The following is a 13,580-nucleotide window of genomic DNA, read 5'->3' as shown; positions in this document are numbered from 1 at the left end:
GACGGCGCGGCCACGCGCCCGTGAACCGGCGCTCATCCGTGATCTCCGGAACCGTTGTGAGCGGCTGGGGTGTACAGCAGCTACGCGCGTAGATATGCTCGTCTGGTGACCATGCCCAGTACTGCACCCGCCGCACACGCCCTGAGTGACGTGACCGCGTCCGACAGCACGCTGCGCCGTTTCCTCCACGGGCTGCCCGGCGTCGACGCGGTCGGCCTGGAGGCGCGCGCCGCCTCTCTCGGAACCCGTTCCATCAAGACGACCGCGAAGGCGTACGCCATCGACCTCGCCATCTCGATGGTCGACCTGACGACGCTGGAAGGCGCGGACACCCCGGGCAAGGTCCGGGCGCTCGGCGCCAAGGCGGTCCATCCCGACCCCACGGACCGCGCGACGCCCACGACGGCCGCGGTCTGCGTCTACCCCGACATGGTGGCCGTGGCCAAGGAGGCCGTCGCCGGTTCGGGCGTGAAGGTCGCCTCGGTGGCCACCGCCTTCCCGGCCGGCCGTGCCGCCCTCGACGTGAAGCTGGCCGACGTCCGTGACGCCGTCGCGGCCGGCGCCGACGAGATCGACATGGTCATCGACCGGGGCGCGTTCCTCGCCGGCCGGTACCTGAAGGTGTACGACGAGATCGTCGCCGTGAAGGAGGCCTGCGGGGACAGCGCCCGGCTGAAGGTCATCTTCGAGACGGGCGAGCTGTCGACGTACGACAACATCCGCCGCGCCTCCTGGCTCGGCATGCTGGCCGGCGCCGACTTCATCAAGACCTCGACGGGCAAGGTGGCGGTCAACGCCACGCCCGCCAACACCCTGCTGATGCTGGAGGCGGTCCGCGACTTCCGCGCGCAGACCGGCGTCCAGGTCGGCGTGAAGCCGGCCGGCGGCATCCGCACCACCAAGGACGCCATCAAGTTCCTGGTGCTGGTCAACGAGACGGCGGGCGCGGACTGGCTGGACAACCACTGGTTCCGCTTCGGCGCCTCCTCGCTCCTGAACGACCTGCTGATGCAGCGTCAGAAGCTGGCCACCGGCCGCTACTCCGGCCCCGACTACGTGACGGTGGACTGATCCCCATGGCATCCGCATTCGAGTACGCACCCGCGCCCGAGTCCCGCTCGGTCGTCGACATCGCCCCCGCCTACGGCCTGTTCATCGACGGCGAGTTCACCGAGGCCGCCGACGGCAAGGTCTTCAAGACGGTCTCCCCGTCGACGGAGGAGGTCCTCTCCGAGGTCGCCCAGGCCGGCGCCGAGGACGTCGACCGCGCGGTGAAGGCCGCCCGTAAGGCCTTCGAGAAGTGGTCGGCGCTGCCCGGCTCCGAGCGCGCCAAGTACCTGTTCCGCATCGCGCGGATCATCCAGGAGCGCAGCCGTGAGCTGGCTGTCCTGGAGACGCTGGACAACGGCAAGCCGATCAAGGAGACCCGCGACGCGGACCTCCCGCTGGTGGCGGCCCACTTCTTCTACTACGCGGGCTGGGCCGACAAGCTCGACCACGCCGGCTTCGGCGCGAACCCGCGCCCGCTGGGCGTCGCGGGCCAGGTCATCCCCTGGAACTTCCCCCTGCTGATGCTGGCGTGGAAGATCGCCCCGGCGCTCGCGACCGGCAACACGGTGGTGCTCAAGCCCGCCGAGACCACCCCCCTGTCGGCCCTGTTCTTCGCGGACATCTGCCGCCAGGCCGGCCTGCCCAGGGGTGTCGTCAACATCCTCCCGGGCTACGGCGACGCGGGCGCCGCGCTGGTCGCGCACCCGGACGTGAACAAGGTCGCCTTCACCGGCTCGACGGCGGTCGGCAAGGAGATCGCCCGCACGGTCGCCGGCACGCACAAGAAGCTCACCCTCGAACTGGGCGGCAAGGGCGCCAACATCGTCTTCGACGACGCGCCCGTGGACCAGGCCGTCGAGGGCATCGTCACCGGCATCTTCTTCAACCAGGGCCAGGTCTGCTGCGCGGGCTCCCGCCTCCTGGTCCAGGAGTCGGTCCAGGACGAACTGCTGGACTCCCTCAAGCGCCGGCTGTCCACGCTGCGCCTCGGCGACCCGTTGGACAAGAACACCGACATCGGCGCGATCAACTCCGCCGAGCAGCTGGCCCGGATCACCGCGCTGGCCGAGCGGGGCGAGGCGGAGGGCGCCGAGCGCTGGTCGCCGGCCTGCGAGCTGCCGTCCTCCGGCTACTGGTTCGCCCCGACGCTCTTCACGAACGTCACCCAGGCCCACACCATCGCCCGCGACGAGATCTTCGGCCCGGTGCTGTCGGTCCTCACCTTCCGCACCCCGGACGAGGCGGTCGCCAAGGCGAACAACACCCAGTACGGCCTCTCGGCCGGCATCTGGTCCGAGAAGGGTTCCCGGATCCTGGCCGTGGCGAACAGGCTGCGCGCGGGTGTCGTCTGGTCCAACACGTTCAACAAGTTCGACCCGACGTCGCCGTTCGGCGGCTACAAGGAGTCGGGCTTCGGCCGCGAGGGCGGCCGCCACGGCCTGGAGGCATACCTCGATGTCTGACCGTCTGTCCGTCTTCAAGACCTACAAGCTGTACGTCGGCGGGAAGTTCCCGCGTTCCGAGAGCGGCCGGGTGTACGAGGTGACCGACGCAAAGGGCAACTGGCTGGCGAACGCGCCCCTGTCCTCCCGCAAGGACGCCCGTGACGCGGTCGTGGCCGCGCGCAAGGCGTTCGGCGGCTGGTCCGGCGCGACCGCCTACAACCGGGGCCAGGTCCTCTACCGCGTCGCCGAGATGCTGGAGGGCCGCAGGGAGCAGTTCGTCCGGGAGGTCGCCGACGCGGAGGGCCTGTCGAAGTCCAAGGCGGCGGCCGTCGTGGACGCGACGATCGACCGCTGGGTCTGGTACGCGGGCTGGACCGACAAGATCGCCCAGGTGATCGGCGGCGCCAACCCGGTCGCGGGCCCGTACTTCAACCTCTCCTCCCCGGAGCCGACCGGCGTGGTCGCCGTCCTGGCCCCGCAGGAGTCGTCGTTCCTCGGCCTGGTCTCGGTCGTGGCCCCGGTGATCGCCACCGGCAACACGGCCGTCGTGATCGCCTCCGAGAAGGCCCCGCTGCCCGCCCTGTCCCTCGGTGAGGTGCTGGCCACCTCCGATGTCCCGGGCGGTGTGGTCAACGTCCTCTCCGGCCGTACGGCGGAGATCGCGGCGCCGCTCGCCGCGCACCAGGACGTCAACGCGATCGACCTCGCGGGCGCGGACGAGGCGCTGGCGAAGGAGCTGGAGATCGCGGCGGCCGACAACCTGAAGCGCGTCCTGCGTCCACAGGCTGTGGACTACCTCGAGACGCCCAGGATCGAGCGGATGACGGCGTTCCTGGAGACGAAGACGGTGTGGCACCCGACGGGGTCGCTCGGCGCGGGCGGTTCCTCCTACTGACGGGTCCCGGGTACCGACGGGCCCCGGAAGGGGACCTGCTGGCGTCCGCCGATCGCGGGTGCGTCGCGGCTCGGCGCGCCCGCGCGGCGCGCCCGCGCGGCGCGCCCGCGCGGCGCGCCCGCGCGGCGCGGCCGCGACCCGGACACCGCCCCGCGCCCCTTCGGGGGCGCTCTCAGTGGCCCAGGGCTCCGAGGGCCTGTCCCAGCACCGGGACACTGCCGAGCGAGGACGCCTGGGCCAGGGGGCGGGTCAGCGTCTGGGAGCCGACGGGCTTGAAGTCGGCCAGCTGGGTGCCCACCCCGTTGTCCAGCGGGTCGACGCCCGTGCCCGCCAGCGGGTTGGGCTTGAGGCCGGCGACCGGGCCGGTGACGTAGCCGACGATGCCCGTCGCGGCGCGCGCGCCGGCCTGCGGGTCGATGTTGCCCATGTCGACGGGGCGGTAGTTGACGCCCACGCCGGGGAGGGACTCGGCGGACGCCGTGGCCGCGCCCGCGCCCAGGGCCGCTCCGGCGGTCAGGAGGGCGATCAGGGCGCGCTGCGCGGTCGGGTGCTCGGGGGAGGTGTGTCGGGCCATCGCTGGTGCCAACCTTCTGGTGCGCAGGGTAATGAGGTCGACACGTAGGGTAGTTGAGGTCAGGCTCACGCTCAAAAGCCGACCCGCGGGGGTCGGCAGGGCGGCCGCGATGCCTCAAACTGGTGTTCCGTGAGCCTTCATCCTCCGTTCCCCGCCCGTGTCGTGCTGCTGTGCGGCCCCTCGGGCTCGGGCAAGTCACTCGTCGCCGCCCGTTCCGGGCTCCCCGTGCTGCGCCTCGACGACTTCTACAAGGAGGGTGACGACCCGACTCTGCCCCTGGTGGCGGGGAGTTCGGACATCGACTGGGACCACCCCGGGTCGTGGGACGCGGACGTCGCGGTCGAGGCCATCACCCGGCTGTGCGCGACGGGGTCCACCCCGGTGCCGGTGTACGACCTGGGGCTGAGCGCCCGCACCGGCGAGGAGACGCTGCGCATCGGCCGTACCCCGCTGTTCATCGCGGAGGGCATCTTCGCCGCGGAGATCGTCGGGCGCTGCCGGGAGCTGGGCGTGCTCGCGGACGCGCTGTGCCTGTCGCGCGGCCCGGTCACCACCTTCCGGCGGCGTTTCGTGCGCGACCTGAAGGAGGGCCGCAAGTCGGTGGCGTTCCTGCTGCGCCGCGGCTGGCGGCTGATGCGGACGGAACGCACGATCGTCTCCCGCCAGGTGTCCCTCGGCGCGCACCCGTGCGACCGGGACGAGGCGCTGAGCAGGCTGGCGGCAGCGGCGGCGGGCCGGCAGGCACGTCAGGAGACGCCGGCGTAGGACCCGTACGCACGGACAACGCACGGACAGCGGACGGACACGCGACAACCCGCGCGGACGCACGAAAGCGGGACTGGCAGGACCCCCCGGCCCACCAGCCCCGTTTCCCGTTGCTCCCCCGTTCCCCCGAAGGCCCACCCCCCAGTGGTCCCCCGTGGCCCCCGTACTCCCCCCGTTTTCCCCCGTCCCCCCGTACCTTCAGGCGACCAGTTCGCCGAAAGCGTCCTCCTGGTCGCGGCCGAAGCTGAGGACCTCGTCCTCGCGCAGCCGGCGCAGCGAGCGCCAGATGCTGGACTTCACCGTGCCGACGCTGATGCCGAGGATCTCCGCGATCTCCGGGTCCGTGCGGCCCTCGTAGTAGCGCAGGACCAGCATGGTGCGCTGGAGTTCGGGCAGCCGGGCCAGCGCCTGCCACAGGACCGCGCGCAGCTCGGTGCCGCGCATCGCGTCCGTGTCGCCGGGCGTCTCCGGCAGTTCCTCGGTCGGGTACTCGTTGAGCTTGCGGCGCCGCCAAGCGCTGATGTGCAGGTTGGTCATGGTGCGGCGGAGGTATCCGCCGACCGCCGCCTTGTCGCTGATCCGCTCCCACGCCTTGTACGTCGAGAACAGCGCGCTCTGCAGCAGGTCCTCGGCCTCGAAGCGGTCGCCGGTCAGGTGGTAGGCGGTGGCGTACAGGGAGGCGCGGCGCTCCTGGACGTAGGCGGTGAACTCCGCCTCCGTCAGCGAGCGGCGCTCCCCCGAGTCCTCCCTGTACGCGGCTCCCCCGTCGACCACCGTCATGTAGGGCTGAAGGCCCTGCTGCGCATGGGCGGTGTGCTGACGCCCGGTGCCGCGAGCGCACCCCCGCACTCCCCCACGCTCGAACACGCTCGCGCGGGAGGGACCCCCCTCCGCACCGGACTTCTCGGATCCCCGGTGCACGTCGTGCAGACGCGTGACCACTGCGCTGGTGCTGATGCTGTGCAGCGTGTTCATCTCGCGCTCCCCGTCGTGGACTTCCGGTGACTCTGTCTTGCCGGGCCGGTTCCAGCTCCCCCGTCCGGCCCGTGACGAAAAGACTGCCGGGGTGACTTCATGGACGTGTCCGTCGACTGTCACAGACCTGTCACAGGGGTCCCGCCCGGTCAGGTCACACGCGGCGCACAGGTGACGGCGCTACGGGGACCGCGCCGACAGGAGGTGGCCGGAAGGTCGTACGGCACCCCCTCCATGGGCCAGAATGAGCCTGTGCCTTCCCTGTTGCTGATCGAGGACGACGACGCCATCCGTACGGCCCTGGAGCTGTCCCTGACGCGCCAGGGACACCGGGTGGCCACCGCTGCCAGCGGCGAGGACGGTCTGAAGCTGCTGCGCGAGCAGCGGCCGGACCTGATCGTGCTGGACGTGATGCTGCCCGGCATCGACGGGTTCGAGGTGTGCCGGCGCATCCGGCGCACCGACCAGCTGCCGATCATCCTGCTGACCGCGCGCAGCGACGACATCGACGTCGTGGTCGGTCTGGAGTCGGGGGCCGACGACTACGTCGTCAAGCCGGTGCAGGGCCGGGTGCTGGACGCCCGGATCCGGGCCGTGCTGCGGCGCGGCGAGCGCGAGTCCAGCGACTCGGCGACCTTCGGCAACGTCGTCATCGACCGGTCGGCGATGACCGTGACGAAGAACGGCGAGGACCTCCAGCTGACCCCGACCGAGCTCAGGCTGCTGCTGGAGCTGAGCCGGCGGCCCGGTCAGGCGCTGTCCCGGCAGCAGCTGCTGCGGCTGGTGTGGGAGCACGACTACCTCGGTGACTCGCGTCTGGTCGACGCGTGTGTGCAGCGGCTGCGCGCCAAGGTCGAGGACGTGCCCTCGTCCCCGACGCTGATCCGTACCGTCCGTGGTGTCGGCTACCGCCTGGACGCGCCTCAGTGACCGACACGCAAGGGGGGCTGCGCGGCTGGGCCGCGGGGCGCAGGGGAAGTCTTTCGCGGCTCAGGTTCACCAGCCTGAGGCTGCGCCTGGTACTGGTCTTCGGTCTGGTCGCGCTCACCGCCGCGGTGTCGGCGTCGGGCATCGCCTACTGGCTCAACCGGGAGGCGGTGCTCACCCGCGCCCAGGACGCGGTGCTGCGTGACTTCCGGCAGGAGATGCAGAACCGCGCGGGCGCACTGCCCGAGCATCCGACGCAGGACCAGCTGCAGCGGGCCGCGGGCCAGATGGCCGCCAGCAGCCAGCGCTTCAGCGTGCTGCTCGTCGCCGAGGACGCCCGGGGCAAGACGGTGTACGGCAACTCGGGCGGCATCAACGGCTTCGCGCTGGAGGACGTGCCCGAGCCGCTGCGCACCGCCGTGGCCAAGCGGCAGAAGGTGACCGACGCGAACAAGGAGACGTACCACCTGTACTGGCAGCGGGTCGTGGACCACGGCACGCCGTACCTGGTCGCGGGGACGCGTGTCATCGGCGGCGGTCCGACCGGTTACATGGCGAAGTCCCTGGAGCCGGAGGCCAAGGACCTCAACTCGCTGGCCTGGTCGCTGGGCATCGCCACCGGGCTCGCGCTGATCGGTGCCGCGCTGCTCGCGCAAGCCGCCGCCACGACCGTGCTGAAGCCGGTGCACCGGCTCGGCGTGGCCGCCCGGAGCCTCGGCGAGGGCAAGCTGGACACCCGGCTGCGGGTCTCCGGCACCGACGAACTCGCCGACCTGTCCCGGACCTTCAACAACGCGGCCGAGGCTCTGGAGCAGCGGGTCGCCGAGATGGCCGCGCGGGACGAGGCGTCCCGCCGCTTCGTGGCCGACATGAGCCACGAGCTGCGTACCCCGCTCACCGCCATCACCGCCGTCACGGAGGTGCTGGAGGAGGAGCTGGAGGCGGAGACCGGCAGCATGGACCCGATGATCGAGCCGGCCGTGCGGCTGGTGGTCAGCGAGACCCGGCGGCTGAACGACCTGGTCGAGAACCTCATGGAGGTCACCCGCTTCGACGCGGGCACCGCCCGGCTGGTCCTGGACGACGTCGACATCGCCGACCAGATCACCGCCTGCATCGACGCCCGCGCCTGGCTGGACGCGGTCGAGCTGGACGCCGAGCGCGGCATCCACGCCCAGCTGGACCCGCGCCGTCTGGACGTCATCCTCGCCAATCTGGTCGGCAACGCCCTCAAGCACGGCGGCTCACCGGTGCGGGTGTCGGTCCGGCAGGCGGACGACTCGATCGAGATCCGGGTCCGCGATCACGGGCCGGGCATCCCGGAGGACGTCCTCCCGCACGTCTTCGACCGCTTCTACAAGGCGAGCGCCTCCCGGCCGCGCTCCGAGGGCAGCGGACTGGGCCTCTCCATCGCCCTGGAGAACGCCCACATCCACGGCGGCGAGATCACCGCGGCGAACTCGCCCGACGGGGGCGCGGTGTTCACACTGCGGCTGCCACGGGACGCCTCACGGCTGACCGAGGAGGGCGCCGAGGACACCAGGACCGACAGAGACAGCTCAGGAGAGGAGGGGTCATGACCGTACGACGGCTGCTGGCGCTGCCCCTCCTGGGCGCGCTGCTCGCCGGCTGCGGCATCCGGGCCACGGAGGTGCCGACCGACTTCGGGGCGGCGCCGTCGCGGGTGCCGTGCACGCTGGCCGGGCCCGACGTGTCCACGGAGGCCGGCCGGGGGGTGCCGGTGCAGGTCTTCCTGCTGTGCGGGGCGTCCCTGGTGGCCGTCGACCGGACGGTGCGGGTCCCGGAGGGCACCCCCGACGCCCGGCGCCGGGTGATCGTCGCGCAGGGGCTGCTGGACCAGCTCGCGAAGTCGCCGTATCCCGCGGAGCGCTCCGCGGGGTACACGACGTACGTGCCGGGTGGACTCGGGGTGAGCGGGCCCCGCCCGAAGGACCCCGAGGACACCCTGCGGCTCAGCACGCCGCCCTCGCGGCTCACCTCCTACGCCCTGGCCCAGCTGGTGTGCACCCTGTCCGACTCGGCGGCCACGGAGGACGACGGCTCGGTCATCCTGGGCGGCCCCGAGGGCCCTCTGCGCCGCTACGAGTGCACGGACGAGCTCCGTGACCACCCGGGCAGCACCCGGCCGCCGTCCGGCGAGGCGGCGGGCGCCTAGGGGTCCGGTCCGGTTCGGCCCGGGGCCGACCGGATCCGGGCGGACCCCCGGCGCCCTGTCGCCCGCCGAAAAGATTCCGTGGCGGAACCAATCACGCCGGCCGTCGCGTCTAGGGGTTCGTGCAGCGTCAAGGCTCCATCGGCGGCAGCGCCGCGATCCGCGTCCGTGTGACAGGGGGTGTCCTCCTCGTCGCACACCTCGCCCTCGTCGCCTGGCTGATGCTGCGCCCCCTGGACGTCCCCTGGGTGATGCCCCCGAACCTGCGGCCACTGGCCGGCATCAGGGCCGACCTGGCGCTGGGCTGGCCCGGGGCGGCCAGACCCCTCGGGGAGGGGCTCGCGCTGCTCGCGCCGCTGGGCGTGCTGCTGCCCCTGGCACACGGCAGGCTCACCGTCTCCCCGCTCGCGTCGCTGCTGCGTACGGCCGCGGCCGGCGCGCTGATCTCCCTCGGCATCGCCCTGTTGCAGACCGGTGTGCCGGGCCGCGTCGTGGACGTCGACTCGCTGCTGCTGAACACGGCGGGCGTCGTCCTGGCCCACCTGGCCGTCGTACCGGCGGGACGGGCCCGGCTGCGGCGGCTGGACGCGCGGGAGCCCGGTGCGGCCGGGACGGCGGTCACCGTCCAGGAGGAGCTGTCTCAGGGCCGTACCCCGACGATTCCCAGGGTCGGGATCGCCCCTTAGAGTGACGCTTCGTCCCCTTCGTCGCCGTACCGTTGATGGCAGTTGAGAGGTCCCGCACGGGGCCCGCCACCGGCTCGCACCGACAGGGATCGGCAGCGGGCCGACGACCACGGAGGAGCCGTCATGACCGCCCTTGCCCGCCCCACCCACGGCCGCGTGATCGGCGGAGTCTGCGCCGCGCTGGCCCGGCGCTTCGGCACCTCGGCCACGACCATGCGGGTGATCTTCCTGGTGTCCTGCCTGCTGCCGGGCCCGCAGTTCCTGCTCTACATAGCGCTGTGGCTGCTGCTGCCGTCCGAGGACAAGGCCCGCACGGCCTGGTGACCTCCGGGCGCGGGTACGCCACGGGGGCGCGTCCGGACGTACCGGAGCGCCCCGCGCGGTGGAGGGAGGCCGGGCTCAGCCGACCGGGATCCCGTTGATCGGCACGCCGTGCGTGGGCAGGCCCTTCAGCGGCAGTCCGCCGAGCAGACCGGCGACCGGCTTGGTCGGACCCTCGGCGACGACGCTCTCGGCGACGGGCTGCGCGGCGGCCGCCCCCTTCTTCGCGGCCGGCAGTCCCGCGGCGACCCCGCGCTTGGCGACCGGCTTGAGCGTCTTCACCGGGCCGCTGTCCGGCAGCGCCTCGATGACCTGCTCGGGCGGCAGCGTCCTGGTGACGGTGTCCAGCGTCTGGCCGGCGTCCGGGCTGGCCGGGGCCGCGCTCGCCACGCCCGCACCGGCGGCGGCGAAAGCGGCGCCGAGGGCGGCGACACCGAGGGTCTTGGCAGCAGACTGCTTCATGGTGAATGCGTCCTTGTATGCGGAGACGGGAGATCACGAACGATCCGAGCGGTCCACGACCGTAAACACCCCCTACCGCCCGCCGCAAACACCGAAATGCGGACGCCTTGTGAAAGTGCGTCCGCATTCCGGGCCGGGAAATTCCGGCGCCTAGGCCTCGCCACCGGCAGAACCGCTGGTGGACGCCGTCTGCCGGAACAGCCATTCGGATTTCAGTTCGGCATATCCGGGCTTGATGACGTCATTGATCATCGCGAGTCGTTCATCGAAAGGAATGAACGCTGATTTCATCGCATTGACGGAGAACCACTGGAGGTCGTCGAGCGTGTAACCGAACGCCTCGACGAGGTGCTCGAACTCCCGGCTCATGGTGGTGTGCGACATCAGCCGGTTGTCGGTGTTCACGGTGGCCCGGAAGTGCAGCCGGCGCAGCAGCCCGATGGGGTGCTCGGCGTAGGAGGGCGCGGCCCCGGTCTGCAGGTTGGAGCTGGGGCACAGCTCCAGCGGGATCCGCTTGTCGCGGACGTAGGAGGCGAGCCGGCCGAGCGTGACCGTGCCGTCCTCGCGGACCTCGATGTCGTCGATGATCCGCACCCCGTGGCCGAGCCGGTCGGCGCCGCACCACTGGAGCGCCTGCCAGATGGACGGCAGCCCGAAGGCTTCACCGGCGTGGATCGTGAAGTGGTTGTTCTCGCGCTTGAGGTACTCGAAGGCGTCCAGGTGCCGGGTGGGCGGGTGACCGGCCTCGGCGCCCGCGATGTCGAAGCCGACCACGCCCGAGTCCCGGTAGCGGTTGGCGAGTTCGGCGATCTCCAGGGAGCGGGCCGCGTGCCGCATGGCGGTCAGCAGGGCGCCGACCCGGATCCGGTGCCCGTTCTCCCGGGCGATCCGCTCGCCCTGCCGGAACCCCTCGTTGACGGCCTCGACCACCTCTTCCAGGGTCAGGCCCCCGTCGAGGTGCTGTTCGGGCGCGTACCGCACCTCGGCGTAGACGACCCCGTCCTCGGCGAGGTCCTCGGCGCACTCCCGGGCGACCCGGACCAGGGACTGCCGGGTCTGCATCACGCCGACGGTGTGCCGGAAGGTCTCCAGATACCGTTCCAGCGAGCCGGAGTCGGCGGCCTCCTGGAACCAGATCCCGAGCTTGTCGGGGTCGGTCTCGGGCAGTTCGGAGTAGCCGGTCTCCCGGGCGAGGTCGACGACGGTGCCGGGGCGGAGCCCGCCGTCGAGATGATCGTGCAGCAGTACCTTGGGCGCCCGGCGGATCTGGTCCTCGGTGGGGGCGTTCCCGGTCGGTGCGGTCTGGCTCGTCATTTCCGCACTCTAACGCCTACGCGCGTAGAGGGCCCGGAGTGCGCGGCAGCTGTTTTCCGGCACTTTTCCGTCGATACGCAACGGTGACCCCACGGACGGGTTTGGTACACCGCGCCTTCTGACACTGTTCTGTCATGGGACAGCAAGCGACGCCGGTCCGAACGGCCGGGCTGGGAAGGGCAGTCGGCCCGGAGCCGATGTCGGTGAGCGGAGCGGTGCTGCTGCTCCCCGGCGGGGAGGAGGTCTCCGCCCGTCGGCCGTCCCCCCTCCGCGCGATGACCTTCCTGCGCTCCCTGGGCCGCGCGTTCGCCCGCGCGGGCCGGTCCGAGGGACTGGCCGTCCACGCCGTCCACTACCGCTACCGCGGCTGGAACGGCAGCGAGGCCCATCTGGCGGCGGACGCCGAGTGGGCCGCCGACGAGGTCGTACGACGGTACGGGGACGTGCCCGTCTGCCTGGCCGGCGTGGACATGGGCGCACGCGCCGCGCTCCGCTCCGGCGGCCACGAGGCGGTCAACTGTGTGGTGGCGCTGGCGCCCTGGCTGCCGGAGGAGGACGTCGCCGCGCCGGCCGAGCCGGTGAAGCAGCTGGTCGGGCGCCGGGTGCTGATCGCGCACGGCACGAACGACGAACGCACCGATCCCGAGCTGTCGTTCCGGTTCGCGGCGCGGGCGAAGAAGGTGAACCGGGAGGTGTGCCGGTTCGAGGTGCACTCCGACGGGCACGGATTGCACGGGCACCGGGACGAGGTGCGGTGTCTGGCGGTGGACTTCGCGATGGGCGCGCTGTTCGGACACTGCGTGTCCCGCCCGGTCGAGGACGCGTTGGCCGCGCCGCCGCCGATCGGACTGCGGATGCCGCTGGCCGCGGGGTTCGGCAAGTCGTTGCGGCGGTAGGGGACGGGGCTGCCGCGGTGTGCGGGGTGCGGGTGCGCTGTGGCTTGTCGCACCGTTCCCCGCGCCCCTGGCCCGGCTGCCCCTAAGCCGGGAGCAGGCTGCCCCGTCTCGACAGCAGGAACTTCTTGAAGGCCGCCACCGGTGGGGTGTCGGGGCGGTCCGCCAGCCAGGCGACGCCGATCTCGCGGGCCGCTCTCGGGGCCGTCACCGTCAGTTCCACCACGCCGGGGCGGGGGACGGTCGGCGGGGGCAGGAGGGCGACGCCCAGGCCGGCCGCCACCAGACCCCGCAGGGTTTCCGCCTCCTCCCCCTCGAAGGCGACCCTCGGGCGGAAGCCCGCCTGACGGCACAGGTCGTCGGTGATGCGGCGCAGGCCGTAGCCCGGTTCCAGGGTGACGAAGGTTTCCTCTGCGGCCTCGGCCAGGCGGATGCGGCGGCGGGCCGCCAGACGGTGGTCGGCGGGGACGACCAGGCGGAGCTTCTGCTCGTCCAGGCGGCGGGCGACCAGGTCGGGGGCGTCGGGGACCGGCGAGGTGAGGCAGAGGTCCAGTTCGCCGGCGCGCAGCCGCTCCAGCATCGCCTCGCCGTAGTTCTGGACCAGGCTGAAGCGGACGCGCGGGTGGTCGGCGCGGAAGGCGTGCAGCAGCCCGGGTACGGTCTCGGCGCCCATGGTGTGCAGGAAGCCGAAGGCGACCTTGCCGGTGGCCGGGTCGGCGTCGGCGCGGACCTCCTCGGCGGCGCGCTCGATCTCGGCGAGGGCCCGCTCCACGGAGGCGAGGAAGGTGCGGCCGGCGGTGGTCAGGGAGACCGTGCGGCCGTGCCGGGCGAACAGGTCGACGCCCAGGTCCTGCTCCAGGCGGACCATCGCCCGGGACAGGGTGGACTGGGGGACGTTCATCTCCTGCGCGGCCCGGGTGACGTGCTCGGTGCGGGCCACGCCGGCGAAGTAGGCGAGGCGGGGCGCGAGCAGCCTCGGCATCGCGGCCGTGTCTTCTGTGTCACCGGACGGTGACAGCCACGCCTGTGACCTCTGCTGATGCACCATGGGAACGATTATGGCGTTTCCATGCATTGGACGCATGAGAGAGGACGTCCGT

The 13,580-nt window shown here is 72.1% G+C and carries 15 protein-coding genes; 10 read left to right on the top strand and 5 right to left on the bottom strand.

From position 1 onward, the window contains the following. Positions 1-111 precede the first annotated feature (111 nt). Genes deoC through ACZ7N4_RS09190 form a run of 3 tightly spaced genes read left to right on the top strand, consistent with a single transcriptional unit; the run spans position 112 to position 3,390 of the window. Complete coding sequence (gene deoC, locus ACZ7N4_RS09200) at positions 112-1,071, top strand: deoxyribose-phosphate aldolase (protein WP_471355520.1); 960 nt, start codon at positions 112-114, stop codon at positions 1,069-1,071. Between the two features lie 5 nt (positions 1,072-1,076). Then, positions 1,077-2,513 carry an aldehyde dehydrogenase family protein gene (locus ACZ7N4_RS09195; RefSeq protein ID WP_471355517.1) on the top strand — a complete coding sequence of 479 codons (1,437 nt, stop codon included), beginning with the start codon at positions 1,077-1,079 and terminating at the stop codon, positions 2,511-2,513. Continuing rightward, entirely contained in the window at positions 2,506-3,390 is an 885-nt protein-coding gene (locus ACZ7N4_RS09190; protein WP_471355514.1) for an aldehyde dehydrogenase family protein, read from the top strand. Before ACZ7N4_RS09195 ends, ACZ7N4_RS09190 begins: the two co-directional genes overlap by 8 nt. A gap of 172 nt (positions 3,391-3,562) precedes the next feature. Here ACZ7N4_RS09190 and ACZ7N4_RS09185 read toward each other — a convergent pair whose 3' ends face one another. Next, the gene (locus ACZ7N4_RS09185) at positions 3,563-3,964 is read right to left on the bottom strand and encodes a hypothetical protein (protein ID WP_471355512.1); all 402 of its coding nucleotides are present in this window, start codon (positions 3,962-3,964) and stop codon (positions 3,563-3,565) included. Positions 3,965-4,126: 162 nt separating this feature from the next. On the opposite strand from ACZ7N4_RS09185, the gene ACZ7N4_RS09180 reads away from it, so the two are divergent. Then, a complete protein-coding gene (locus tag ACZ7N4_RS09180; protein ID WP_471356166.1) occupies positions 4,127-4,729 on the top strand; it encodes a uridine kinase family protein in 603 nt (200 codons plus the stop codon). Between the two features lie 198 nt (positions 4,730-4,927). Here the strand turns inward: ACZ7N4_RS09180 and ACZ7N4_RS09175 are convergent, their stop codons facing one another. After that, complete coding sequence (locus ACZ7N4_RS09175) at positions 4,928-5,704, bottom strand: SigE family RNA polymerase sigma factor (protein ID WP_471355508.1); 777 nt, start codon at positions 5,702-5,704, stop codon at positions 4,928-4,930. Between the two features lie 252 nt (positions 5,705-5,956). Here ACZ7N4_RS09175 and afsQ1 point away from each other — a divergent pair, with 252 nt between their 5' ends. From afsQ1 to ACZ7N4_RS09150, 5 genes are all read left to right on the top strand, one after another. Beyond that, the gene (gene afsQ1 / locus ACZ7N4_RS09170) at positions 5,957-6,634 is read left to right on the top strand and encodes a two-component system response regulator AfsQ1 (protein ID WP_026248263.1); all 678 of its coding nucleotides are present in this window, start codon (positions 5,957-5,959) and stop codon (positions 6,632-6,634) included. After that, positions 6,631-8,211 carry an ATP-binding protein gene (locus tag ACZ7N4_RS09165; RefSeq protein ID WP_471355505.1) on the top strand — a complete coding sequence of 527 codons (1,581 nt, stop codon included), beginning with the start codon at positions 6,631-6,633 and terminating at the stop codon, positions 8,209-8,211. The genes afsQ1 and ACZ7N4_RS09165 overlap by 4 nt, the downstream gene beginning before the upstream one ends. Next, positions 8,208-8,807 (top strand): hypothetical protein, encoded by a 600-nt coding sequence (locus tag ACZ7N4_RS09160; RefSeq protein ID WP_471355503.1) that lies wholly within the window; start codon positions 8,208-8,210, stop codon positions 8,805-8,807. Before ACZ7N4_RS09165 ends, ACZ7N4_RS09160 begins: the two co-directional genes overlap by 4 nt. 119 nt (positions 8,808-8,926) lie before the next feature. Next, entirely contained in the window at positions 8,927-9,490 is a 564-nt protein-coding gene (locus tag ACZ7N4_RS09155) for a VanZ family protein (protein WP_471355501.1), read from the top strand. A gap of 123 nt (positions 9,491-9,613) precedes the next feature. Beyond that, entirely contained in the window at positions 9,614-9,814 is a 201-nt protein-coding gene (locus tag ACZ7N4_RS09150) for a PspC domain-containing protein (RefSeq protein ID WP_356151172.1), read from the top strand. A 75-nt stretch (positions 9,815-9,889) separates the two neighbouring features. Here ACZ7N4_RS09150 and ACZ7N4_RS09145 read toward each other — a convergent pair whose 3' ends face one another. Beyond that, positions 9,890-10,273, bottom strand: a complete 384-nt coding sequence (locus ACZ7N4_RS09145) for an ATP-binding protein (protein WP_471355498.1) — start codon at positions 10,271-10,273, stop codon at positions 9,890-9,892. A gap of 150 nt (positions 10,274-10,423) precedes the next feature. After that, positions 10,424-11,587, bottom strand: a complete 1,164-nt coding sequence (locus tag ACZ7N4_RS09140) for an adenosine deaminase (RefSeq protein WP_471355496.1) — start codon at positions 11,585-11,587, stop codon at positions 10,424-10,426. Between the two features lie 134 nt (positions 11,588-11,721). Here ACZ7N4_RS09140 and ACZ7N4_RS09135 point away from each other — a divergent pair, with 134 nt between their 5' ends. After that, positions 11,722-12,483 carry an alpha/beta hydrolase gene (locus ACZ7N4_RS09135; protein WP_471355494.1) on the top strand — a complete coding sequence of 254 codons (762 nt, stop codon included), beginning with the start codon at positions 11,722-11,724 and terminating at the stop codon, positions 12,481-12,483. Between the two features lie 82 nt (positions 12,484-12,565). Here ACZ7N4_RS09135 and ACZ7N4_RS09130 read toward each other — a convergent pair whose 3' ends face one another. Next, complete coding sequence (locus ACZ7N4_RS09130; protein ID WP_471355491.1) at positions 12,566-13,528, bottom strand: LysR family transcriptional regulator; 963 nt, start codon at positions 13,526-13,528, stop codon at positions 12,566-12,568. Positions 13,529-13,580: the final 52 nt, after the last annotated feature.

The organism is Streptomyces sp. NPDC107654, from assembly GCF_055639035.1.
The sequence above is the reverse complement of the archived record's forward strand: the minus strand, read 5'-3'. Positions and strand labels throughout refer to the sequence as shown.